We start from the raw sequence: 21,674 nt of genomic DNA on the forward strand, positions 1-21,674 counted from the left end.
AATCTTATATAAAAAATGATCAATTTAAACACGTATAAAAAGATGGATTCTTGAGTGGATTCATATAAAATAATTACAAACAAACTATTGACTTTATTGTGTTTTTTGATATTATATCTCACATTATCTGTTGGTGAAGTAGCAGAGCGGCTTGGTATGTCTCGTGTAGCACTTTCTAGAGTTTTAAATGGAAAAGCTGCGGTTAGTGCTAATCTTGCTATTAGACTTGAAATGGCTGGTGTGAGCACAGCACGAGCTTGGCTTGCTATGCAAACAAATTATGATTTATCGAAAGCTTTAAAACGTAAACAACCCAAAATAGATCTGCTTTCTGTGCGTTCATATTAGCACTTCTGGCATCTAATATTTCCTTAAGGTGTGTGCCCCCTCCCTATAAGCTCTCCTTCTAATCATGATTTCGGAGCCGCGTGAGAAGGACAAAACAAGCCACTATGGTTATTGGTCAAGGACGCCGTTAGGCGCCCTGGAAGGGTTTCCTTGACCTTAAGAACCTAAAAACAACTTTCTTATTTCGTTCAAAAAATTGAAAAAGCAGAGGCTAAAATTGTTCTTGTTGGTGATCATATGCAATTGCAACCCATTGAGGCTGGAGCGGCATTTCGCGCTGCCGTTGATAATATTGGTTACGTAGAATTATCCGGTATCAGAAGACAAAAAGAAGAATGGGGGCAAGTAGCTTCGCGTCAATTTGCACGTGGACAAGTGAAAGAAGCTTTAGAACAATATAAAGAAAGAGGATTCATTCGCGAGACCAAAACGCGTAATCAAGCCATAAATACTCTTGTTAAAGATTGGATAAATGCGCGAAGGAAATTAGAAACAAAATATGCGGAAGAGGGAAGGGCTTTACGGGGTGACGAGTTTCTTATTCTTGCACATACGAATGCGTCTGTAAAAAAATTAAATGAAGAAATACGCACTGCTCTTAAAAAGGCTCGTTTACTTAAATCTGAAGATAGTGCAAGCATTACAAATTTTGATACTCTGAGGGGAAATCGGGAATTTATCGTTGGTGATCGAATTATCTTTCTTGAAAATGCTCAGTTTGAGGAAAGATCTGCTCCAGAATTAGGAAAACAAAAAGTTAAAAATGGTATGTTGGGAACTGTTTTGTTGACACAAAATGGAAGAGGAAGGCCACTTTTAAAAGTGCGTCTTGATTCTGGTCAAGATGTTGTTTTTTCTAATCAGACTTATCAAAACGTTGATCATGGATATGCCGCTACTGTCCATAAGAGTCAGGGGGTGACAGTGGATAATGTCTTTGTTCTAGCCTCTTCATCCATGGATCAACATCTTGCATATGTTTCTATGTCTCGGCATAGATATCAGTCACATCTTTATGTAGCTGAAGAGGATTTTAAAAACGTTCGATTACACGAACACAAACAAGTTAAAGGTACAATAACTGGTGAACTTGTAGAAGCAGGGTATGCTTCTTTTAGTGAAACCGCCAAAACCAAAACACCTTATGCGGGTATAGCAACTTTCCGTGGAATTGAACGTGTTTATGGTGTAAATCTCCCCTCTGCGATAGATGGTGCTCGTATTGAGCTTGGTGACAAAATATCACTTCGTCAAGATAAAGAGACTATTATTGTTGGTAATAAAAAAATTAAAAGAAACATTTTAAATGTTGATTTAATAGAACGCGGTGATCCTTCTTTTGTTGGTGCTATCAAGCAGTCTGATCATGCCAATACCTAAGAGAAATTGGTAGCAGCTTTTTCTAGACCTGGTGTAAAAACAACCACTCTCGAATTTTCTGAATCCCCTGATTATCGGGATTATATTGCCAAATTTACAGAAAATAGAGGGATTGATGTTTCGCAAGGTTTAGGGGAAAAGATTTCCTCTTACGTTGATCGTAATAAAGAATGGTTTAAAAAACAAAAAGAGAAGATTGAATCCCTTTGGGATAGAGCAAAAACAAGTTTTGCTAAACTTCAAAAAGAAGAACTTAAACTTCAACAATCGCAAAAAGATTTGAATGTTGCTTCAAGAGCAACGGAAAAAGCCCCATACCTTGCGGCTTATATGGATAACTCTAATTTAGAACAGAAGGCAATAGACGCCCTTAGAAATGAAAAATCTTATGTTGATACGTTTAAAGAATTGAACAATCGTTTAGCATCTATCTATAAAGACCCCCAAGAAGCTGCACTCAAAATTGAAAGAACAATTTTAGCAGGGAAAGGCGATAAACTCCCTGATATTTTAGCTAAGTCTCCAGAGAAAGCCGGTGAACTACGTGGGTCAGATCGTTTGATAGATCGGTTTAAAACAGCAGGAAAAGAGCGTGAAGCAGCGCTTTACAATGTTCCTCTTGCTGTTTCTACTATGAGAGAGCTTCAATCCTTTTATAAAAACTCCTACGAGATCCATATGGATAGGGTTACACGTGATCGTGAGAGGTTGAAAGTTGAGGTTCCGTCACTTTCACAAGAAGCAGTGACTTATATGAAAAGTATAGAGGTTGGTCAGACTACTTATTCTAAAATACCAGAGCAGGTTCATCAAGAGTTTTCAAAGCTTCAAAGTGCTTTGGACAAACGTTTTGGACAGAATGTCATTCATAAACAAGATTTTGATTTATCAAAAGTGCTCCCTCAACAACAGTCTCCAGATAAAGAACACATAAAAGAGTTTCAAACGGCTGTTAAATTTCTGCAACAGAAGCACATACAAGAGCAAAACAATGCGATAGCGCGTGAAAAATCAAAAGATGTGACACGGTGAAAGCAAGGATAAAGCCTTATGTTTGTAGCCCTATTAAGCCATATGACAAAAGAGAGGTAATCAAAGGAGGTTTAATATGAGTGTAAAAAAAGATGTTGTACGTGCACGTATAGATAAGATGTTAAAAAAAGAAGCGCATGAAATATTAGCAAGTCTAGGACTTACAGTGTCTGATTTTATGCGGATTGCTTTGACAAAAGTTGTCAATGAAAAGGGATTGCCGTTTGATATGTATGTTCCTAATGCAAAAACACTTGAGACTTTTGAGAAAAGTGAAAGAGGAGAAGATATATATATAGCTAAAGACATGGAAGATTTGTTTCGTGATTTGGATATTTGATATTTTTGATCATTCACTTAAAGCAAATTAGCTTTTAATTTATATCATTATAGTTACGGGTATCACGGATTTTTATTGACAATTTGCGGGTATTCCGTATATTAAATAATGTATGCAAACAGTGATCGAAACGCCAGCTTATTTAACTTCTGCGAAAGAAGAGGGTGTATCAACCGAAGAATTATTTAATATTGTTTCTTTTATTACTGCGAATCCAGATGCTGGTGATCTGATGCAAGGAACCGGTGGAGCAAGGAAAGTCAGATTTCCAACAAAGCATAAGGGTAAAAGTGGGGGATATAGGGTTATACTCTTTTTCGGTGGTTAAAATATTCCGGTGTTGATCGAAGATATTTACAGTAAATTATCTCAAGAAAATTTGACAAAATCAGAGAAGAATGAGTTGAAGAAAATTTTAACTGCACTTATCGATGAATATCGAAAGGGAAAATAATGGATAAGACAAGTAAAGCAAGATCTCGTATATTACAAGGTGCTCGTGAAGCTCTTGCCTATGCCAAAGGTGAAGCGGATGTTACAAAATTTGGTATCCATATTCCTGCAAATGTTGATGTAAAAAAGATCAGAAAAAATATTGGGCTGACACAGATTCAATTTGCGGCGCGTTTTGGTTTTTCTGTGGGGCGCATTCGTGATTGGGAACAGGGACGATATTCTATAGATACTTCTTCTCGTTTGTTACTTTCAATCATTGAAAATGAACCTGAAGCGATTAATCGTGCTCTTAAAAAGTCTCTATTGGCATAAGAGGAGGGAGGGTATTGTTTTTTTAAAAAGCATCGCGGCGTTTGAAGGGGTCGTAATAGATTTCTGTTACACGAAATTTTCCTTCCAAACGTTTGCATTGGATGATGACATCTATCATCGAGATTAATAAGCCGCGGATATCTTCTCTTGCTAAATTACCGCCACCGTCACTTTCTTTGACTAAAAGGGTCATTTGCTCAAAGGCGGCAAGGGCTGTTGAGGCGTGGACGGTGGTAATAGAGCCTGGGTGACCAGAGTTGACATTCCGGATATAGTAAAAGGCTGTACCATCACGCAGCTCTTGTAGAAGGATTCTATCAGGGCGCATGCGTAAGCCTGATTCAAGGAGTTCTTTTGCGCCTGCTTTTGCTAAGCCTTGGTTATCTTTTGAATAAAAAAGTTGGACTTTGTTGGCGTGCGGAACGACAAGTTCTGGGGTGTCTTCAATGGTAAGAATTCGTTCATAGTCAGGGATTTTGGCAATTAAAGCTTTGGAGAGGGTGGTCTTTCCCGATCCGGTTTTGCCAGATATTAAGATGTTTTGTTGAGTGATAACGGCGCGTTCTAAAAATGTGCAAAAATCTTTCGCGATAAAGAGGTCTGTGAGTTCTTTTTCTGTGTCAGACAATTCGGATAGCCGTTCAGTCATTTGTTGCGTGGGTGTGAAACTGACACTTTGTGCGACAGAGAACAACTGATTTTCGTGTAAACTTTCAAGGGAGAAGGTGCGCGATGAAGGTTTACGAATTGTCATGCTGATGGTGTTGGCTGCAACAGCTGGAGGCATAACAATTTGTATGCGTTCGTTATTGGGGAGTGTTGCGGACAGAACAGGGTTTTCTACACTGATTTTTTGTGTTGTGTAGGCAGCAACGACTTTTGCAATGCCTTCTAGCTCGCTGTAGGTTAGTTCTGGTAGAATGTGGGTTTGCCAACCATTGGGACCTTCGACGATCACTTCGCCGGGGCGATTGACGACAATTTCAAATAAATTTTCATTATTGAGGAACTCATCTAAGATCTTTAATTTTGTTAAAACGATGGAGGCTCGTTCTGCATTTTTTGCTGTTGGCATAATGTGACTTTATTTACTTTATGGATTTTATGAGGGTTATGGGGTGTATTTGACTGTGAGAGTGACTAATGAAAAAAGGAGTAGCTTGGGGTTGAGCGGGAGTAAGCGTTGTTCCTTTTGTGTGTGAGCGTTAGTTTATAGACAGAGGAAAAGTCGAGATCTCTTGCCACAAAAATATTGACCAGTTCGCCTTGGTATTTTTCTAAGGTAGGGGGGATGTTGATTTGGTTCTCAAGAGCAATGGTGGCTGTATCTTTTCCAATGTTGTCGGCGCCTTCAAAGCCACCGCCTCCAGAGTTGTTTGCACCTGCTTTATTGGATTTTTTTTGCATTCTGTTGGTGAGGGCGGTTGTGGCACCATCAATAACGGTGAGTAAAAGGGAAGAGCCAAAGCGTTCCCACCAATGGGTGTTGATGTTGCCATCAAAACCAGCTCTGCCTAAAGTGTCGGTTGCTGGTGAGGCAAGGGGAATGATGACACCGGTTGGGGTTTTGGCTCTTGTCCAGAGCACAAAGAGGCGAGATTGACCTTGTTTTATCCCACCGCGGTATTCTCCAATGACTTGGGTTCCTTTATCAAGCAAAACAACGCGCCCATTGTCAGAGAGGATATCACGGTTGATTATGCAGCTTGCAAAGCCTGGTTGGTCGCTGTTTAATGCCGTTTCTAAGATACAGGGGATAGAGGTTCCCATGGCGATGATAAAGTTTCTATTGCCGATGAGTTTTGCTTTTGTTTCTTCTGTTGTGGTGGGTTTTAAAAGGGTTGCAAAATTTTGTGTGTTTTGAAGGGCAGGAGAATTTTGCGCATTCGCGAGATTTTCAAGGGCATGGAATTTGTCAAGGGGGTTTAGAGCAGTGTTGACGATGTCTTTTAATTCAGATTTAGAGCCTTTGGCAAAAGCGAGAACAGGGGCACGTCTTGCGGCATCAAGTAGTGGGTCATCTTTTTTGGGTTCTGGTGCGAGTGGTTGTGGGGGTGGTAAGGTTATTGGCGCTATGTTGGCACGCGGGTCAGAGGGGACGAGCTCTAAAGGCGCGAGGGTGTTGTGAAAGCTTTGTTCTTGTTTTTTATGAGCTTTTGCGGTGTTTTTTTGTTCTGTGGGGGTGGATAAGATGTTCCAGAGCACATAGCCGCAGATTCCTATACAGGCAATTGCGACAACTATTTTTTTGCCAAGGCTTTGTGAGATATTGTTGCGTTTATCCCCTATTGATCCTCGATCTTCTATGGTGGTTTTATCACTCATAAGTTGTCCCCTTCAATTCCCGCTTATTTAAAATTTAAAGATGTTTAAAGATCTGATGCAACTTTACGTTCAACAGATGGTGAGGTTGTTCCGGTATTTGGATTTGTGCCTTTTGGTTGATAGGCTTCGTTAAAGACGCAGAGGACGTTTTTTCCCTTTCTTAAGGTGAAGTGCGCGCTAATGGCATGGACAATAACCATGTTGCCTCTTGTGGTTTTGGGAACCAGCGATTCTGTACCGTCATTGTTGACGATGTAAATGGCAGGGATTTCTTGGTTGTCTGGAAATGTAAATGTTGTGGTTTTGCCATTGTCGTAAACGGAGGAGGGTTCGAGCGTAATAGAGCCTTGAGCGGTGTAAGCCCAATTGCGTGGTCCGTAGGTTTCATATGCGTTGAAGACATTATCAATACGCTGGGCTTGTTGTTTTTCTTGTCGCATAAGGGCGGCGAGTCTTCTTTGTTCTGCTTCTTCTTGTGGGTAGCGAAATTTCACAAGGAAATATGTTTCTTGTCCAGAGGAAATTTCCCCATCTTTGACCATGAGTTCAAATTGATAGGAGCGCTTTGAGCCATCAAGCTTTGTGGTGACGACTTGGAGATTGGTAATGGGTTGGACTTCTCTTGCTTTGAGGAAAAGAATATTGCCAGCGGGGGCAACTTCCCATGCAACGCTGTTGCCAATGGCCACATGGGCAATTTCTTCATTGGCAGAAAATTCTATTTGTACCGATGAGCGTATGGAGCCAATAATTTTTGTGACATTATAGGCATCATAGTTGATAAAGCGAATGCGGCTATCACTTGGCGCACGGGTGGGAAAAATACTGGCGTTGCTCCAAGGTGTAGGAGAAAGGGCGAGGAGGCTGAGAATAAGAAAAAGAATTTTTTTTGTCATGATCAGTTGACCACTTCCGGATCAGTTCTATATTCACTAACAATAAATCCTAGAGGATTTATCAGACGATTTTGGACAGAGATAGGGGCGTTGATGTATTCAAAGGTGAGAGTTGCAACCCAGTGGGTGATGAATTCTTTGTTGTTTTCATTGTCATGGATTGTTCTGTAGTAACGCACTTGGGCAACATCGTCATTGATAAAGGAGATTGATTTTATCGTGACGGTGACACTGGCGTGTTTATAAAGAATTTGAGGACTTTGGGGATTTCTTGCTCCATACCAGCTGGCAAATCTTTCCTGTTCTTCAGAAGAGGAGAGAGACGGTTTCGAAGTTGTGTTGTGTTTCTTCTGTGGTGAAGCCTTCACGGGAGCGGACATATTTTGCAGCAAAATAGCGTGTGATTGCTTCGTCGACATTGGTGGGACCTTCTTTTAAGGCTTCCACAACTTCAGTGATGCCGGTTGAATTGTCCACACGGATGACAAAAGGTTCCACGGTTTTAAGGGGCGTGAGGGTGATGACCGCGAGAGAAGACATTATTGCAACCGCAACGGCGATGCCGGCAATGGCAAGCGAGACGCGGGTGGTGCGGCGTGAGGCGAGCATGCGATCTTGATCGAACGAGTGTGCTTCAGCAATGTATTGTTCTATATCTTTTTCTTTCATGCTTTTTGCCCGCAATTTTTGTAAGATTTGATTTCTTCATCCGTTAATTTTTGTGCCAGAAGCATTTCCAGCTTCCCTTCTTTTAGGGTTGAAGGGGTGTTGTTACTGATGATAATGGGTGTGGGCGTGGGTTTTTTCCCTTCCCAATTCCACATTGATCTGTTGAGTGGACGTTTAGAATATCCATCACACTTTGGGAGTGACTTCAGTGTGTTTGGTGAAGACACACAGCCACTGAGAAGGAGAAATGGTAAGATAATCCCAATTTTTTTAAATTCCCGCATTTGAACTTAGACCTTTGCTAATAGTGATGCTAATTTTTTAACGCCCTTCGTTATCGTGTTGGCTGTTGCTTTAGCAGCTTTACCTGTTAGTTGAGCCGTTGTTTTAGCAACTGGTCCTGATCCTGTAAGAGAAGCCCCCCCAGAGGCTAAAGCTGATGCGATATCAGGAAGTCTGAGGAAAAGAAAAATACCACCAATACCAACAACCAAGAACTGAATTAAAGTAGTGAAGATATTTTTAATATCTCCTGAAAAAACTTTCATTGAAATGTTGACATATAAACCACCAAGCAGCACGACTAACACATATAAAATGATGAAGTTTGCAACTTGCCCTAACCATGCTTCTGTGAATTTTCTGGTTGAGGAAAACATATAGAGGCTTATGAAGAGTGGTCCTATTGATAGGACAAGAAATGATCCCAGTTTAGCAAATAATGAAACAACAAAACCGACTAGACAAAAAAAGGCAGCAACTACTAGGCAGATAAAACCAGCAATCCATGTCGCAATAAACATCCCCATTTGAGTCAGACCTGTGTATTGGTTTGCTGCGTCCAAAACCTGTGCTCCAGCTTTGTCTATCATATTATCCCATACATTCTGATCCACATGTGCTCCTTGTGTGACATTTGAAATGGCATTCGGCAGATCATGGAAAAATATACCACTGACCCACTCATTATAAAGAGCAGCCTTTGTGGCAAGTGAAACAACGATGCCGAGTTTGAAAGTTGTTACTATAAATTCCCATAAGGGCATGGAAGAGCGCCCATAGATGATATTGTAGCCCATAAATATAATGTAAATTGTACAAGATAGCTTAAGCGGAGCACCTAAGCTTGATGAGAGGTTGTTAATGACTTTACCCATTGTCTCTGTGAGGGGATCCATCAACATATTATCTATCTTAGTAAAGATGCCTTTGCTTTCTACTGCCATTGAGATGCTCCGCTCTTCATTATGTCTTAATGGTTATTTTGTTGTTCTTCTGCCGCGCGCTCTTTTGCTCTTCGTTCTTCTTCCGCGCGCTCTTTTGCTTTTTGTTCAGCAAGGAATTTTTGATTCTCTTCTCTCATTTTTTTAATTCTGGCTCTCATTTCAGCCATATCTTTTTCATCTCTTTTGCGATTGTTCTCTTCCGCTTGACGCTCTCTTTCTGCTGCTTGTGCTTGACGTTCCTTATCAAGTTCTAAAAATGCTAACCGCATGTTTTCACAATTCTTTGAAGTCCCTGCAAATCCACATTTAGCATCCCACTCTAGGCGTAAGTTTTTATCTTTTTTAAATTCTGCGACGCTATAGGTTTTTTCACAGCCAGCAGCGATGAGTCCTGTGCAAAGTAGCAATGATGTTATGAGAACTTTATTCATCGATATTTCCCCTTTTTCCTTTCAGTTTTACAAGGTTTGAGCACAATTTTTACATTATGCTCGATTATCGGTTTTTATAACCAGTGATGATAAATCTAGGGCAGTGACATAATCTTGCCATAAATGTAATGCAAAATGCATGTGAGTGTTTAGCTTGAGCAGCTAAAGCGCAATAGATGTTGTCCATTGTCTTTGTAATGGGATCCATCAACATATTGTCTATCTTAGTAAAGATGCCTTTGCTTTCTACTGCCATTTAGATACTTCGCTATTCGTTGTGTATTTTTATAATTTAATTATTATTTTGTTCTTTCGCTTTTTGTTCTTTCTCAGCACGCTCTTTTATCCCAAATGTAGCGTTCCATATTTCTTTAGCTTTTGCCTGACGTTCTTTCTCAAGTTCTAAAAATGCTAACCGCATGTTTTCACAATTTTTTGAAGTTCCTGCAAATCCACATTTCGCATCCCACTCTAAGCGTAATTTTTCATCTTTTTTAAATTCTGCGACGCTATAGGTTTTTTCACAGCCAGCAGCGATAATTCCAGTGCCAAGTAGCAATGTTGTTATGAGAACTTTATTCATCGATATTTCCCCTTTTTCCTTTCAGTTTTTGAGTTTTGAGCACAATCTTTAAATTCTGCTATGTTCTGGTTTTTTATAACCAGTGATGATAAATCTAGGGCAGCGACATAATCTTGCCATAAATCTATTGTATAGCTTATAAGGTTCTTTAAGTTGAGCAGCTAAAGTGCAATAGTGATGTGTAATGGCGCTATCCATTGTTTTTGTAATGGGATTCATCAACATATCATCTATCCAAGTAAATACGCCTTTGCTTTCTACTGCCATTGAGATGCTCCGCTCTTCATTGTATATTTTTATAATTTAATGGTTATTTTGTTGTTCTTCTGCCGCGCGCTCTTTCGCTTCTCGTTCGGCTTTAGCCCGTTGTTTTGCTTCAAATTCAGCTTCCCATTTTTCTTGTCTAGCTTTTTGTTCAGCCCAAAGTTCATCCATACTTTTTTTCCGTTCTTCTGCTGCTTCACGTGCTCTTTCTTCAGCTTTTGCTTCATATTCTTTTTCAAGTTCTAAAAATGCTAAACGCATGTTTTCACAATTTTTTGAAGTTCCTGCGAATGCACATTTAGCATCCCACTCTAGGCGTAATTTTTCATCTTTTTTAAATTCTGCGACGCTATAGGTTTTTTCACATCCAGCAGCGATAATTCCAGTGCCAAGTAGCAATGTTGTTATGAGAACTTTATTCATTATTTATTGTCCTGTTTCTTTTCAGATTCTTGTTTATCGTCATTTGTAGAGCCAGTTCTCCCCCATCCCCATGTTGGAAGACTCTCACGATAAGCTTGCTCTGCGTTTTTACAATTTTGCGAATCGAGATCCCCTGATGTCATACATTTCATTTTCCATTTTTCGTATAATTTGTGATCTTTTTTAAATTCTTCTACGCTGTAGGTTTTTTCACAGCCAGCTGTGATGAGCCCTGTGCAAAGTAGCAATGTTGTTATGATGATCTTGTTCATGTTCAAGCCCCTCTTTTTTCTCGTTTATTGACCACGCATTTTTTGGGCTAAAGCTTTGGTTCGTGCTTTAAATTCTTCTATTTCACGTCTTTCTGCCGCTTTTTCTTCTGCTTGTTGAATCATTGCGGCGGCTTGCATTTGAAGGACTTGTGTTTGGAGTTTTGCTTGTATCGCTTCTAGTTGTGCTTGAATGCCTTGAATTTTACCCGCATCTTCAGTACTTCCAAGTTCGTCAAGCAGCTTGTTAATGTTTTTTTGTGTTTCACTGGCTTCTTCGTAGACGTCTTGGCCTTTTGCTGCTTGTCCTACTACGCGCTGCTCGGCTTTTTTCACTTCCTCTGCGTAAAAAGCATCAACTGCCTCTTTTGAATCTGCTCCGCCTGAGGGCTCTTTGTATTTAAGTTCTTCTTGCCATTTTTGCGCGTTTTTGCTGCTGCTCCCGCCGCCGCCACCGCCGCTGCCCATCGATTGTTGAAAGTGATTAAAGTCAGAAGGAAGGGCGCCACTGCTCCCTTGCTTGTTAAACATTTCTTTCAATCCCGAGATGTCAGGCTTGACATTTAAAGAGTTATATAATTGTTTGGCTTGATCGAGTTGGCTCTTTAATTGCTCAAGCTGTTTTGCACCTTGTTGAATTTGTTCTTGCAATTTGCCAAGCTGTTGTTGGCCTTGTTGAACTTGTTTAATCATTTGTCCAAAAGCCTTGGGATCAAATACAATACCGCCAAAACCAAATGAATTGGTTGTTAAACCCAAAGAAATTGCACAGACGGCTGTTGCCAATAAAAGTTTTTTCATTGTTTTGACCTTTCTTGAAAAAGAGGAAGCCATTTTTCTGGAGATTCACCAACTTCATCCATAATGGTCTCTAGGAGTTCAATGTTCTTGGTGGTGCCACTTAAAATGGCTATTTCATCATCAAAGCCGCGTAAATTCAGCTCTGCTACAACTGAACTTTGCCCTTGTTTGATGAGAAAACGCCGTGACTCACGGCTTAATTCTGATTGTATCAGGTTAAATTCTCTGTCCGATAATTTAAAACCTTCTACATAATCCCCATGATTGCCCTTTTGATTGGGAAAATAAATCTGTGTTGGACATTGCTCTATAATGGTGTGGGCAATGGTCGAATTAATCGCATCTTTGGGGGATTGTGTCGCAAACAACATCAAACCATTTTGTTTCCGAATGGTCTTCAGCCTGTCTTGCGCAAAGGCTTTAAAGGAATCGTCTTCTAAGGCTTTCCAAAACTCATCAATGACAATGATAATACGACGCCCATCAATCAGAGACAGAATTCTATGAAAAAGATACATCATGAGCGGTGGACGAATTTCATTATTGTCTAAAAAATCCGTCATGTCATAACCAATAAATTTTGCATCAATGCCAATGTCGTCATCAGGATTGTCAAAAACCCACCCTAAGGCATTGCCTTTACACCATCTCTCTAATCGTCCCGCTATCCCCTCCCTGTGTGTGGTGTCAAAAAACATTTGTAAGGCGGAGATCGTCCGTTGTTCTTTTGGCAATAGAGCAAGCTGGTCAACAGCTGCCGTGATGTCTTGTCTTTCCGCTTCACTGATCTTTTGACCCTCAGCAGAAACAAGCTTGATAATCCATTGCCGCAAAAAGACTCTATCTGCTGGATTGTTATAGTCTAAGCCTTTTAGCGGTGCTATGCCTGTGGGTTTCCCATTTTTCAAAGGCATATAGGTGCCGCCACCCGCTCTGACAAAAAGTTCCGCACCACGATCCTTATCAAAAAAGACCATATTGGGATCATGCTTTTGAAGTTGTGCTAAAAGAAAATTGACAATAACCGTTTTCCCAGAACCAGAGGGACCACAAACAAACGTATTGCCTAAATCACCAAAGTGAAAGTTAAAATAAAATGGTGAACCAGCTGAAGTCTTCATCAAGGCTACCGCTGGTCCCCACACATTGCCATCTATTTTGCCAACCGGAAAAGAATGAAATGGAGAAAGCGCTGCATAATTGCGGCTGGTTATCGCGCCAGAGCGGGTGCGATAGGCATAATTGCCAGGCAATTGTGCCCACCAAGCCGCCGCTAACCCTAAATCCTCCCGCGCTATCACAGCACCACCATCGGTAAGACGAGAACGCGCTTTGGCAAGATTATCCGCTAACTCTTGTGGCTCGTCGGCAAAAACCGCTAACGATAAATGATGCTCCCCTAAAACAAAACGATTCGATTCAAGATCATCAAGCGCATCATCTAGCTCCATGATTTGTGAGCCCGCACGGTCTCCCGCATTGACCATTTGATTCTGTTTGCGACCCATAATCTGCTTGGCAACATTTTTGCTCTTGAAAACAAAAGATTGCGTAAAAATAAACTCAAAAGGAAGCGTTAAAAGACCATCCGCCATGCCGACTCTCGTTTTTGCTGGATATTCTTTCCAACCAAACATGCCCGCAAATCGCTGTCCCGCTTCAGTGCGTATTTCTATGACTTCTTTTCCAAAAATAAGACGATCTGAGTAAACCGTCGAAGCTATCGTCCCCCATGTCAACGGTATGCGTTCACGACGCCCCCCCACCAATTGGTGAATAAACTCACTTTGCTGCGAATAAATATTGCCTTCATGTTCATAAAGACTCAATCTTCTTGCGCCATAACGCTCTAAATTTTGAATGACATCTGTCGTAATATCTTCAAGCTTGCGAATGGATTCTTCATCAACTTCCGTTTTTTCTTGCTTGGCTTTGCCTAAACGTTTGAAAAATTCCGCTAATTTATCCGTTTTATCAACGTGAGGATTCCACAAAATTGAAAGATAGAGTTCATTGCGATAAAGCTCTTGAGAGATCATCCGTTCGCGATATTTATCATCCAATTGCTTCGCAAATGTTGATCTGAAAGTACCATCCGGATAAACCGTTTCACGCTTCCTGATAATATGGCTATAAAGCGCTATCCGTTCATCAGCAATGTTTTTAAACAGATTATTCAGCTGTTCGTGAAGCACATTCAGATCAATAATATCCGCTGTCTCAAAGTTAATGCCTTCAAGTTTAACAACCATCATGAGCGCGCGTGAATCCAGTGCAATGACATGCTTGTTTACATGGCGCACGTAAGGGATGATCGCCTCTGGCTGCTTTTCACGCTTGCGCTCTGCTGTTTTCATTTTAATTCCTCATAATTACGAATTAATCGTAATGGAGAAATACTTCCTCCACCCCATAGACTAGAATTTCTGGAAAAAATAGTTGTCTTTTGCCATGTTAGAAGAATACGAAATTTGTTATGGTCATGTTTCAGGATTTCCTTGAATATGAAATGTATCATCACGCCAAAGGTTAGAAGAAAAATATTGCCTGCCATAATAAACAATATCATCGATCCTATCCCATTTAATCCCATAGCTTCCACCGTCACGCCTGCAATCATTGCAGGGCGCGTGCAAGCAAGAAACAACGTATCCTCCGTTAGCTTCTCATGCTCTTTCATGATTTTTGAAAATGCTAGAGCACGTTAATTAAGCTTTAAGCATTGATACGATTTGTGATGCACCCATAACAATACCAATGCCAACACAAACAAAAAATGCTTTACGCATTTCAACATAACCAGCTATCCATGCGAGCCCAACACCAGCAACCGCAATGGTGGCAATTGATGTTGCAATAGGTCCTGTTAAAGCTTTTACTATTTTTTGAAGTGCATCGTCAATTTTTCCGAAGCCTTCTGCAAATGCTGGTTCACTCAGTGCAAGGAAAGCAATAAAAAGCATCAATGCTGTGGTTAGCCATTTCTTTTGTGTGTTGGATAGAGTAGTTTTTTGTAAGGTATGTTCACAACTGAACAAATTATTCATGTTTTTCATGAAAATTTCCCCGCTTTATGTTTTAAGTTGATCGTAAAATTAATATTCGAAATATTAATCAGGAATCATATAAATGAAAAAAATAATTTTTTCTATCGATAAATTAATAATATTTAATATTTTCTCAGTTAATCAACAATAAAATAAAGTAATATTCAAAATGATACTTTTAAAACATCTTAGAGCAGCGCCTAAATATATTGTCTTAATTTGTATTATTATTTTGGGGTACTTTTATTTAAGTAAAAATAATGAACAACTTATGCAAACTTCTTTTTTAAAAGGATCAGAAAAAACAATAGAAAATCCCATTCAAAATCCAAAGTCACAATTGATAGATTATGCAAATCAACAAGATGCAAACCAACAAAATGTGGTATTACATTCAGAACCAATCGCATCACAATTTTATGAAGAAAATGTGCCGGTTTATTCCGGTGCTATTCAGGTCACAAGTGGTGTGACCTTTAAAATGATCACACCCGTGGATGATGGATGGAGAAAAAAGATTGTCCGTGATATCCGCTTATATGGTGTGGAAAGCTGTGAAATGAGGCAATTTGCCTCACGCAATGGCGTTAAGTGGCCGTGCGGTGCTTTTGTAACGGCTTGGCTTGTTTCAAAAACAATCGACAAAAATGTTACCTGTCGGCAATCCCGTGTCATTCAACAGGTTCATTATGCACAATGTTTTGTGGATGGAGTGGATCTGGCACGCTTAGGGCTTGCAGAAGGGTTGATGGTTTTGACAAAAGATCAGCAGCATTTTCCCTCACCAGCAGACTATAAAAACTTACAATTGACCGCTCAAAAAGAAAAAAATGGCTTGTGGTCGAGCCAATTTCAACAACCAGAAGAGTGGAGAAGAGATCACGGGAGCTATAATCCCATTGACCATAATTGATAAAGAATTCTCTTCAGTGCTCTTTAAAATAAAGACAATATGCCACAACAAGCCTTAACAGCTTTAAAGTTGATCACAAGCGACATAGATCTGAGTGGATAACTCTCGCTACGGAAAATTAATGTGTTTGGAAAATTAATGTGTTTAAAGCTCGCTTACGCGTATAGGTTGGTATCTGCAAGTAGTGCTATATGAGAGCGCATTTCCTTCCCCTATAATGTCATTTCGCTTTTTTTAATGAGAGGCTATCCGCTTCTCAAACTCTCCGAAATGTACCCCAAAATCATGACATCAAACCAGCGTTTGTTAAGAAAATTAACAAGCCTTAGATTTTAATTAAGGTTAGGCAAAGCCTTTAAAGGCACGCCTAACGGGGGAGGACCTTAACCTAGAACCAAATGGCTTGCCTTCTCCTTCTCACGCGGTTTTAAAAGCATGGTTATAGGCAAAAGTTTATAGAGCGGTTATAGTTGTAAATCGAAGAAACTAAAAAGAAGATTGCAACCCCTAATTTTACCATATTAAAAATCTTTTTAATATAGGTTTTACCTTGACATGCTTTTTTCAAAGCTATGGTTTATTTTCAGAAATAGATGGTAGCTTCTTTATTTCGAGATTGATAACTCACATTTTATGTTCGTAGGGTATTTATTTAAAATGCATGACTACGATCTGTAGAGGTTAATTCTTCATCAAAAAACTTTTTAGCTTGTTCTTCTTGTTGGGCTTTACGTTTTTCCTCTTCACTTTTACCACAACCAGCAATACTTAATCCTATAGTCAATATAGCCATGCATATTAAAATAATTTTTTTCATTTTATCCATCTTTAAATATCATATGTATTAATAGTATTATTCAAGATGCAAAGTAATCTCTTTACTGTATCGGAAGACAGGTTTAGTGATTATAATTTTGTTTTTTAATTAGCGTTGTTAATGGGAGAATGTGTAAACAATTACTGTAAATACCTTATAAGCTTATCATCATAAAACATGAGAAGGAAAGAGCCAAAACTTGAAATAAACAACAAAATCATAATGTATATTAATGATATTGACCAACTTATCGTTAAAAGTTGTATTGCAATAGAAATTCTGGCTAATGCCGCAAAACATATAACCATTATAATGCTTAGTATTAAATTTTAACGGACCACAAAGCCATAAAAGAAAAAAGGGCAATCCCTTTTTGCCTATCTGTAATTTTGGCATTATTTCCCCCTCACGCACTTAAATCAAGATGCTTCATAGTATATACAATGCGATAAATGATACAAGTTATTTTTTTGTAAAATCTTCGATATCTGTTTGATATTCATCGGATGAAATATCCGGTTTGGTAGAGGATGGTTCTATTTGATATTCTTTCCTAAAAGTAATTTTATCTTCTTTGGAGAATGGAATAGGCCCCACCCAATGTTGATTAGGTGATTTTGGTTTCAAAACTTCTTTGTTTGTGAGTTTGTTTAAACCACTGTAAAATGCTCTATCGGTTATATTGAGTTTTTACTTATTAATTCTTCCATCATAACACATAAGAGAGATGCTTTCGTCATGATTGACTTGATGAGCATAATATGTTTGCAAGGATAAGATAAAAGCGACAAGATAGATCAAAGATTGCTTAAATCCCAACAACGAATACCTTTATGATTTTTTTTCGTTTTCTTTTTAAATCACGTGAATTGTAGGTATATCAATTACTTTTTGAGTGCCATTTCTGTTGTATGATACGTGTCTTAATAATCTAGTTATCAGTACAAATTTCATTTTCATGGAGGGAGGGATTTTTGTATGAAGAATATGTTCTTGTCACAATTTAATTTCTTTCATTTGAATGTTCATATGTTGGCAGAAATATTTTTTTCAGAAAAACATGAAATAAATTTGGCAATAACTGAAGATTCCATTCTTAATGTAAGGTGAATTTATTGCTACGTATGGAAATTCTATTACCACAAATAACTGTTGGTATACTCAGCTAAACAAAGAAAGCAAACCGTTAGGTACGATCAGTGTTCTTTCATGAATGATAGTGTGCATTCTACTAAGGACTTAGAAGAGCAGATTATTGTCAATGTTGCGTGCATTTTTAATCCAAAGAAGCAGGAATAAAAGTTTTTTAGTTTTGACTTTGATACTCCAAAACAGATTAATCCGCACGAATACAGTGGTTTTGGAGAAAGCTGTTTGAAAAATGTTGCTTGTGTCTCAAGACAAAAAACGAGCATTATCACCAACAACCTTTTTTCGTGGTGCAGCTGAGTTAGAAAAAGTTGGTATTATTGCTAAACAAAATCATAGAGCTTGGTATTTTATCAATTCAAACCTTGTTTTAATGGAAAGCATGCTGTTCTCACAACGATACCGGATTGAAGAATAGAAATACGGAGACCTAATTTTAACTATGTTGAATTTTTTATTTATTCTTTTCAAGTGAGTTATATTTTGACTCATTTGGTAAAAATGTAAGTCATTTCAAATAGAAGGGAAACACAATGGCAGAAAAATAAAAATCCAACTGTGTAAAGGGCTTCTAAAATATCTATACAAATACACTGTACAGTAAATTAAAGTTAAAACACATTTTCCAGTTTAATTTATCATAACATATTTTGTAAGAGGAATTTTGTGAAAAGGGATATTTTTTGCCTCTGTTAGGAGGAAAAAAACGTCTGGTAGAAAACTAACTTCAAAGCACTGGGAATATATAAAAATTGCTGATCATGCCAATATTGGTCATATTAGTAGAAGCCAACTTATTTTTCTCGTACAGGAATTACTTTCAATTGGGTTTATAAAAGGAACGGAAGTTCTTTTATTGACTAAACTTTTAAATACTGTACCCGTTACGTCTTTTGAAAAAGGTAAAATTCTAATAGCTTTTAAAAGAAATTATAAGATTGGTCTGGAAATCGGTTGTACTACTGTTCATGTAAGTAGATGACTTCCGCATCTTTTTGATAAAGGTCTCATTATTGTTATGCGCGGTTCTGGTAATTGTAAACGGTATGCTCTTGACTCTGATGCAAATATAATAACCGCTTGTGGTATTGATCTTAGCATTTTAATTGCTCATTATCACGAATTTCAAGATTGTATTACTAAAGTTTAAAAAGCAAAAAAACGCAAAATTGATGCAACACAAAGGTTTCATGGCCTTTATTGCCAATTTTTGCGGCGTTACGATTGTAATTTGACAGTAGGTTTTATACTCAATGGGATTACGATAGGAAGACGTGATAGTTTATTGTTTTTATATACAATTTTTACCATTAAATGCACGTTTTGTCAAAATGGATTTTGACAGTTAAAATTGTAAAAAAAGCCAAAAATGGCAAAAATCGGAATTTGACGGTAAAAATGAGAAAAGGCTTTGAAAGGTCTTTGAAGATTTTAAAAAGTCTGTAAAAGTCAAGAAAATCGGCTTTGAAGACCCTTTGAAAAAATGAAGTAAAAAGTGAATCTTACTACTGCAAAATCACCTAAAAATGACCAAAAAAGCAAAAAGGATTTCTATATGCGTGGAAATCTCTAAAAATTGAATAAAAAACACTGCTTATTAATATATTTATTAGTTATTTAATGTAAAAAGATTTCCACTTTCATTTTTCCTTTTAGAGGGGCGCCGTATCTTATGTAGCTTCTAGATATGCTCTTTCAGCCTCGATTTGATGTTTTAAATGCAGTTTTAGAAGAGGAAAAGTTGCTTCCAACTTTTTCCGTGTCGTTGATGTTTTGAACAAGCTTTTGCAACTTTTTATAAAGTTCTGCTGCGAGTTCCGCGATATCTTCAGGGGAGAGTTCAATATTTGCATCGCGATAGGTTGTATAGGTTAGGCGAGCGAGCTTTTTATCAGTCCAGCATGAATGGTATAATGATAAAGCCCCATAATATAAAATTCTTAGGGCATCAGCATCTTTAACGTTTATAAAGACAGAAAGATGGCACAGTCATACACTTTGCTTACTTCTAATATTGCTACAATCCTTGGCTTTTGAGATGATTCATGAAGAGTCCGTTTTTATTCCTTTTTTATTTGATTTAACATATCCAGATTTGAAATGAGATAATCTTACAATATTTGGTGTTTTTTGTTGAATTTGAATAACGATAAATTATCATTATGAAACAATATAGTGATTATCAGTTCCTTGGTAAGAAATATTTCCTATAAAAGCGCATATCTTTATAAAGATATATGCTTTTAGTCTTTTATGACTTTAGAGAGGCTATACCAATTGATGCTGTCAAAATACTGTTTAGGCAGCAATGTCAATAAATCTTCGACAAATTTACGAGATTTGGATTGAGGAAGTATAAACCTTTGTAACTCAGCAAGAGTGCTTTTGTTGTTTTCAATAAACTCTTATGTTCTATAGATTTCGCGAATTTTAATGTGTTTTCCTATGGTGAATACGAACATAGCATACAATTTTTCCTATTGTGTAATGTATTTAATAAGCTGAGTGGTGCGTGGTTTTAGCATAGCAATTTTCACATCTTATTGAGCAAGGCATCGTAATATTCTTTTTTTTGACAAATCTAGTCTATTTATCAGGATGGGCACCTGATGTTGGGACTAGGATATTGGATTTGAGAGAGATAAGCAGTTTACCGGTAGATTTGATTTCCCAAAAAGTTAGATTTCCCAGAAAATGAGATTTTTATGCGTTCGTCTCTCAGCTTTTTTGCTTCTTTTAAAGCATGTGCAATGGTTAGACTTATGGTTTCTAGATGAGGGACCATGTTTTTTCTTCTTCACATTGAGATGCAATCGCTCCGTGTTGTGAAGCACGCATTTATTGAAGTTATTATAAAAGGAGAGAAGTGAGAAGGGGAGGACATTTGGGTAAAAATTCCCCCTTACAAGAGTTTACAAATTGATATATTCAAGAGTTTTTTATAATAAATCACGCCATACTGCCATTGCTTCTAAGACTTCTCCTAAATGAGCATGTTTTGCGATAACTGTTTCGGCACCAGCTTCTGCAAGTGCATTAGAGTGGCCAAGATAGCTATGTGATCCTCCCGTAAAGCCGATGACACGCATGCCTGCTGCTATGGCGGCATGGACACCGTGAAGTGAGTCTTCTATAACGATCGTGTTTTGAGGCTCTACCTGTAATTGTTGTGCGGCAAAAAGGAAAATATCAGGGGCGGGTTTCGTTTTTTTTGTTCCAACTTCAGGTGCTGAAAATATTTTACCTTCAAAAAGGTCATAGAGACCAACAGTGGTGAGCATCTCTTTTATATCTACGCTTTTTGCATTAGAGCAGATACAATAGGGATAGCGTGTTTGAATAATTTCTATGGCTTCTCTTACATCATCAATAGCCCGTAATTCAGTTTTTATTTGTGTACGAAAAATATTGGTCATCTGATCTATGAGATGAGCAGAAATTGGTTTTTCTGTTTCCAGTTCAACGTGTTTAAGAATATCGCGAAAGATAAGCCCTGCAAAACGCTCACTCAATTCTTCCGCTGATATTTCATATCCTGTTTGTTTAAGCAATTGAGATCCAATTTTTGCTGCAAGATATTCAGAGTCGACGAGAACTCCGTCACAATCAAAAATAACAAGATCTATCTGAGGCATAAGATATTCCTTTACATGTTACGAGATGGACAATTTTCATGAAAACAATATCATGAACACAATATTAAGAGGACCTTATTTCATAAAAATACGCTTTGAAAATGATTTTTAATTCTTTTACGAAATAAAAGATATGGGAACAGTACATTAAAAAAAGAAAAATAAAGATTCATTCATATGAAATTTTTTTTACTTAAAAAAAAATAGAAACGAATATCAATTTTGCAGAACTTTAACGATACGTTTACTCTATTTTGTAAATATGGATTGGTAATGCGGGCCTATAAACTATTTTGATTGATTATAGGGCAAATTCAGTTCATTTTGTTGGGTTTTTCATGACAGTTATTCAGCTTCA

At 38.1% G+C, this 21,674-nt stretch carries 23 protein-coding genes and 5 pseudogenes; 10 read left to right on the forward strand and 18 right to left on the reverse strand.

Going from position 1 to position 21,674, the window contains the following annotated elements:
• Positions 1 to 54: 54 nt before the first annotated feature.
• The 7 genes and pseudogenes from PVV57_RS07230 to PVV57_RS07260 all read left to right on the forward strand — a co-directional run bounded on the left by PVV57_RS07230 (position 55) and on the right by PVV57_RS07260 (position 3,868).
• Positions 55 to 348 carry a HigA family addiction module antitoxin gene (locus PVV57_RS07230; RefSeq protein WP_404977246.1) on the forward strand — a complete coding sequence of 98 codons (294 nt, stop codon included), beginning with the start codon at positions 55 to 57 and terminating at the stop codon, positions 346 to 348.
• Positions 349 to 531: 183 nt separating this feature from the next.
• A pseudogene (locus PVV57_RS07235) lies at positions 532 to 765 on the forward strand (AAA family ATPase); the annotation flags it as partial.
• Positions 766 to 1,116: 351 nt separating this feature from the next.
• Positions 1,117 to 1,728, forward strand: a complete 612-nt coding sequence (locus PVV57_RS07240; RefSeq protein WP_273717697.1) for a hypothetical protein — start codon at positions 1,117 to 1,119, stop codon at positions 1,726 to 1,728.
• 6 nt (positions 1,729 to 1,734) lie between these two features.
• Entirely contained in the window at positions 1,735 to 2,760 is a 1,026-nt protein-coding gene (locus PVV57_RS07245) for a BID domain-containing protein (RefSeq protein WP_273717687.1), read from the forward strand.
• 76 nt (positions 2,761 to 2,836) lie between these two features.
• Entirely contained in the window at positions 2,837 to 3,100 is a 264-nt protein-coding gene (locus PVV57_RS07250) for a type II toxin-antitoxin system RelB/DinJ family antitoxin (protein ID WP_273717686.1), read from the forward strand.
• Positions 3,101 to 3,212: 112 nt separating this feature from the next.
• Complete coding sequence (locus PVV57_RS07255; protein ID WP_273717685.1) at positions 3,213 to 3,428, forward strand: hypothetical protein; 216 nt, start codon at positions 3,213 to 3,215, stop codon at positions 3,426 to 3,428.
• 125 nt (positions 3,429 to 3,553) lie between these two features.
• On the forward strand, positions 3,554 to 3,868 hold the full coding sequence (locus PVV57_RS07260; RefSeq protein ID WP_273717684.1) for a DNA-binding transcriptional regulator: 315 nt from the start codon (positions 3,554 to 3,556) through the stop codon (positions 3,866 to 3,868).
• A gap of 22 nt (positions 3,869 to 3,890) precedes the next feature.
• Here PVV57_RS07260 and virB11 read toward each other — a convergent pair whose 3' ends face one another.
• The 15 genes and pseudogenes from virB11 to PVV57_RS07335 all read right to left on the reverse strand — a co-directional run bounded on the left by virB11 (position 3,891) and on the right by PVV57_RS07335 (position 14,811).
• Positions 3,891 to 4,943, reverse strand: a complete 1,053-nt coding sequence (gene virB11 / locus PVV57_RS07265) for a P-type DNA transfer ATPase VirB11 (RefSeq protein WP_273783723.1) — start codon at positions 4,941 to 4,943, stop codon at positions 3,891 to 3,893.
• A 65-nt stretch (positions 4,944 to 5,008) separates the two neighbouring features.
• Positions 5,009 to 6,193 (reverse strand): type IV secretion system protein VirB10, encoded by a 1,185-nt coding sequence (virB10, locus tag PVV57_RS07270; protein ID WP_273783724.1) that lies wholly within the window; start codon positions 6,191 to 6,193, stop codon positions 5,009 to 5,011.
• A 44-nt stretch (positions 6,194 to 6,237) separates the two neighbouring features.
• Complete coding sequence (virB9, locus tag PVV57_RS07275; protein WP_273717681.1) at positions 6,238 to 7,089, reverse strand: P-type conjugative transfer protein VirB9; 852 nt, start codon at positions 7,087 to 7,089, stop codon at positions 6,238 to 6,240.
• A 2-nt stretch (positions 7,090 to 7,091) separates the two neighbouring features.
• Positions 7,092 to 7,758 (reverse strand): annotated as a pseudogene (locus tag PVV57_RS07280) (virB8 family protein).
• Positions 7,755 to 8,042, reverse strand: a complete 288-nt coding sequence (locus PVV57_RS07285; RefSeq protein ID WP_273717679.1) for a type IV secretion protein VblB7 — start codon at positions 8,040 to 8,042, stop codon at positions 7,755 to 7,757. Before PVV57_RS07285 ends, PVV57_RS07280 begins: the two are co-directional and overlap by 4 nt.
• Positions 8,043 to 8,048: 6 nt before the next feature.
• On the reverse strand, positions 8,049 to 8,984 hold the full coding sequence (locus PVV57_RS07290) for a type IV secretion system protein (RefSeq protein ID WP_273783726.1): 936 nt from the start codon (positions 8,982 to 8,984) through the stop codon (positions 8,049 to 8,051).
• A gap of 26 nt (positions 8,985 to 9,010) precedes the next feature.
• Positions 9,011 to 9,415, reverse strand: coding sequence for an EexN family lipoprotein (locus PVV57_RS07295; RefSeq protein ID WP_273783727.1), 405 nt, complete (start codon positions 9,413 to 9,415; stop codon positions 9,011 to 9,013).
• A 304-nt stretch (positions 9,416 to 9,719) separates the two neighbouring features.
• Positions 9,720 to 9,998, reverse strand: a pseudogene (locus PVV57_RS07300) (EexN family lipoprotein); the annotation flags it as partial.
• 48 nt (positions 9,999 to 10,046) lie between these two features.
• Positions 10,047 to 10,265 (reverse strand): hypothetical protein, encoded by a 219-nt coding sequence (locus PVV57_RS07305; protein ID WP_273783728.1) that lies wholly within the window; start codon positions 10,263 to 10,265, stop codon positions 10,047 to 10,049.
• A gap of 36 nt (positions 10,266 to 10,301) precedes the next feature.
• Complete coding sequence (locus PVV57_RS07310; RefSeq protein WP_273783729.1) at positions 10,302 to 10,685, reverse strand: EexN family lipoprotein; 384 nt, start codon at positions 10,683 to 10,685, stop codon at positions 10,302 to 10,304.
• Positions 10,685 to 10,957: an EexN family lipoprotein gene (locus tag PVV57_RS07315; RefSeq protein WP_273783730.1), complete on the reverse strand. Its 273-nt coding sequence runs from the start codon at positions 10,955 to 10,957 to the stop codon at positions 10,685 to 10,687. The genes PVV57_RS07310 and PVV57_RS07315 overlap by 1 nt, the downstream gene beginning before the upstream one ends.
• Before the next feature lie 24 nt (positions 10,958 to 10,981).
• Positions 10,982 to 11,755 (reverse strand): type IV secretion system protein, encoded by a 774-nt coding sequence (locus PVV57_RS07320; RefSeq protein WP_273783731.1) that lies wholly within the window; start codon positions 11,753 to 11,755, stop codon positions 10,982 to 10,984.
• Positions 11,752 to 14,112: a VirB4 family type IV secretion/conjugal transfer ATPase gene (locus tag PVV57_RS07325; RefSeq protein WP_273783732.1), complete on the reverse strand. Its 2,361-nt coding sequence runs from the start codon at positions 14,110 to 14,112 to the stop codon at positions 11,752 to 11,754. Before PVV57_RS07325 ends, PVV57_RS07320 begins: the two co-directional genes overlap by 4 nt.
• Positions 14,109 to 14,435: a type IV secretion system protein VirB3 gene (locus PVV57_RS07330; protein WP_273717672.1), complete on the reverse strand. Its 327-nt coding sequence runs from the start codon at positions 14,433 to 14,435 to the stop codon at positions 14,109 to 14,111. Before PVV57_RS07330 ends, PVV57_RS07325 begins: the two co-directional genes overlap by 4 nt.
• Positions 14,436 to 14,463: 28 nt before the next feature.
• Positions 14,464 to 14,811, reverse strand: a complete 348-nt coding sequence (locus PVV57_RS07335) for a TrbC/VirB2 family protein (RefSeq protein WP_273717671.1) — start codon at positions 14,809 to 14,811, stop codon at positions 14,464 to 14,466.
• Positions 14,812 to 14,971: 160 nt separating this feature from the next.
• Between PVV57_RS07335 and PVV57_RS07340 the strand changes: the two genes are divergently transcribed.
• On the forward strand, positions 14,972 to 15,715 hold the full coding sequence (locus PVV57_RS07340; protein WP_273783734.1) for a nuclease: 744 nt from the start codon (positions 14,972 to 14,974) through the stop codon (positions 15,713 to 15,715).
• 652 nt (positions 15,716 to 16,367) lie between these two features.
• Here PVV57_RS07340 and PVV57_RS07345 read toward each other — a convergent pair.
• Positions 16,368 to 16,532, reverse strand: coding sequence for a hypothetical protein (locus PVV57_RS07345; protein WP_273717669.1), 165 nt, complete (start codon positions 16,530 to 16,532; stop codon positions 16,368 to 16,370).
• 1,381 nt (positions 16,533 to 17,913) lie between these two features.
• Between PVV57_RS07345 and PVV57_RS07350 the strand changes: the two genes are divergently transcribed.
• Both PVV57_RS07350 and PVV57_RS10445 read left to right on the forward strand, forming a co-directional pair.
• Positions 17,914 to 18,099, forward strand: a complete 186-nt coding sequence (locus PVV57_RS07350; protein WP_273717668.1) for a hypothetical protein — start codon at positions 17,914 to 17,916, stop codon at positions 18,097 to 18,099.
• Between the two features lie 258 nt (positions 18,100 to 18,357).
• A pseudogene (locus PVV57_RS10445) lies at positions 18,358 to 18,831 on the forward strand (helix-turn-helix domain-containing protein).
• Between the two features lie 520 nt (positions 18,832 to 19,351).
• Here the strand turns inward: PVV57_RS10445 and PVV57_RS07355 are convergent.
• A pseudogene (locus tag PVV57_RS07355) lies at positions 19,352 to 19,571 on the reverse strand (transcriptional regulator); the annotation flags it as partial.
• Positions 19,572 to 20,620: 1,049 nt separating this feature from the next.
• Positions 20,621 to 21,316, reverse strand: a complete 696-nt coding sequence (locus PVV57_RS07360) for an HAD family phosphatase (RefSeq protein WP_273717667.1) — start codon at positions 21,314 to 21,316, stop codon at positions 20,621 to 20,623.
• Between the last annotated feature and the right edge of the window lie 358 nt (positions 21,317 to 21,674).

This window comes from Bartonella sp. AU15XJBT (assembly GCF_028618615.1).
Taxonomy (GTDB): Bacteria; Pseudomonadota; Alphaproteobacteria; order Rhizobiales; family Rhizobiaceae; genus Bartonella.

Bases quoted from the DNA above. Each gene is read 5' to 3' on its own strand.
- PVV57_RS07240 (WP_273717697.1), top strand. From the start codon at position 1,117: ATGTTGGGAACTGTTTTGTTGACACAAAATGGAAGAGGAAGGCCACTT.
- PVV57_RS07250 (WP_273717686.1), top strand. From the start codon at position 2,837: ATGAGTGTAAAAAAAGATGTTGTACGTGCACGTATAGATAAGATGTTA.
- PVV57_RS07255 (WP_273717685.1), top strand. From the start codon at position 3,213: ATGCAAACAGTGATCGAAACGCCAGCTTATTTAACTTCTGCGAAAGAA.
- PVV57_RS07260 (WP_273717684.1), top strand. From the start codon at position 3,554: ATGGATAAGACAAGTAAAGCAAGATCTCGTATATTACAAGGTGCTCGT.
- virB11 (WP_273783723.1), bottom strand. From the start codon at position 4,943: ATGCCAACAGCAAAAAATGCAGAACGAGCCTCCATCGTTTTAACAAAA.
- virB10 (WP_273783724.1), bottom strand. From the start codon at position 6,193: ATGAGTGATAAAACCACCATAGAAGATCGAGGATCAATAGGGGATAAA.
- virB9 (WP_273717681.1), bottom strand. From the start codon at position 7,089: ATGACAAAAAAAATTCTTTTTCTTATTCTCAGCCTCCTCGCCCTTTCT.
- PVV57_RS07285 (WP_273717679.1), bottom strand. From the start codon at position 8,042: ATGCGGGAATTTAAAAAAATTGGGATTATCTTACCATTTCTCCTTCTC.
- PVV57_RS07290 (WP_273783726.1), bottom strand. From the start codon at position 8,984: ATGGCAGTAGAAAGCAAAGGCATCTTTACTAAGATAGATAATATGTTG.
- PVV57_RS07295 (WP_273783727.1), bottom strand. From the start codon at position 9,415: ATGAATAAAGTTCTCATAACATCATTGCTACTTTGCACAGGACTCATC.
- PVV57_RS07305 (WP_273783728.1), bottom strand. From the start codon at position 10,265: ATGGCAGTAGAAAGCAAAGGCGTATTTACTTGGATAGATGATATGTTG.
- PVV57_RS07310 (WP_273783729.1), bottom strand. From the start codon at position 10,685: ATGAATAAAGTTCTCATAACAACATTGCTACTTGGCACTGGAATTATC.
- PVV57_RS07315 (WP_273783730.1), bottom strand. From the start codon at position 10,957: ATGAACAAGATCATCATAACAACATTGCTACTTTGCACAGGGCTCATC.
- PVV57_RS07320 (WP_273783731.1), bottom strand. From the start codon at position 11,755: ATGAAAAAACTTTTATTGGCAACAGCCGTCTGTGCAATTTCTTTGGGT.
- PVV57_RS07325 (WP_273783732.1), bottom strand. From the start codon at position 14,112: ATGAAAACAGCAGAGCGCAAGCGTGAAAAGCAGCCAGAGGCGATCATC.
- PVV57_RS07330 (WP_273717672.1), bottom strand. From the start codon at position 14,435: ATGAAAGAGCATGAGAAGCTAACGGAGGATACGTTGTTTCTTGCTTGC.
- PVV57_RS07335 (WP_273717671.1), bottom strand. From the start codon at position 14,811: ATGAAAAACATGAATAATTTGTTCAGTTGTGAACATACCTTACAAAAA.
- PVV57_RS07340 (WP_273783734.1), top strand. From the start codon at position 14,972: ATGATACTTTTAAAACATCTTAGAGCAGCGCCTAAATATATTGTCTTA.
- PVV57_RS07345 (WP_273717669.1), bottom strand. From the start codon at position 16,532: ATGAAAAAAATTATTTTAATATGCATGGCTATATTGACTATAGGATTA.
- PVV57_RS07350 (WP_273717668.1), top strand. From the start codon at position 17,914: ATGTTGCTTGTGTCTCAAGACAAAAAACGAGCATTATCACCAACAACC.
- PVV57_RS07360 (WP_273717667.1), bottom strand. From the start codon at position 21,316: ATGCCTCAGATAGATCTTGTTATTTTTGATTGTGACGGAGTTCTCGTC.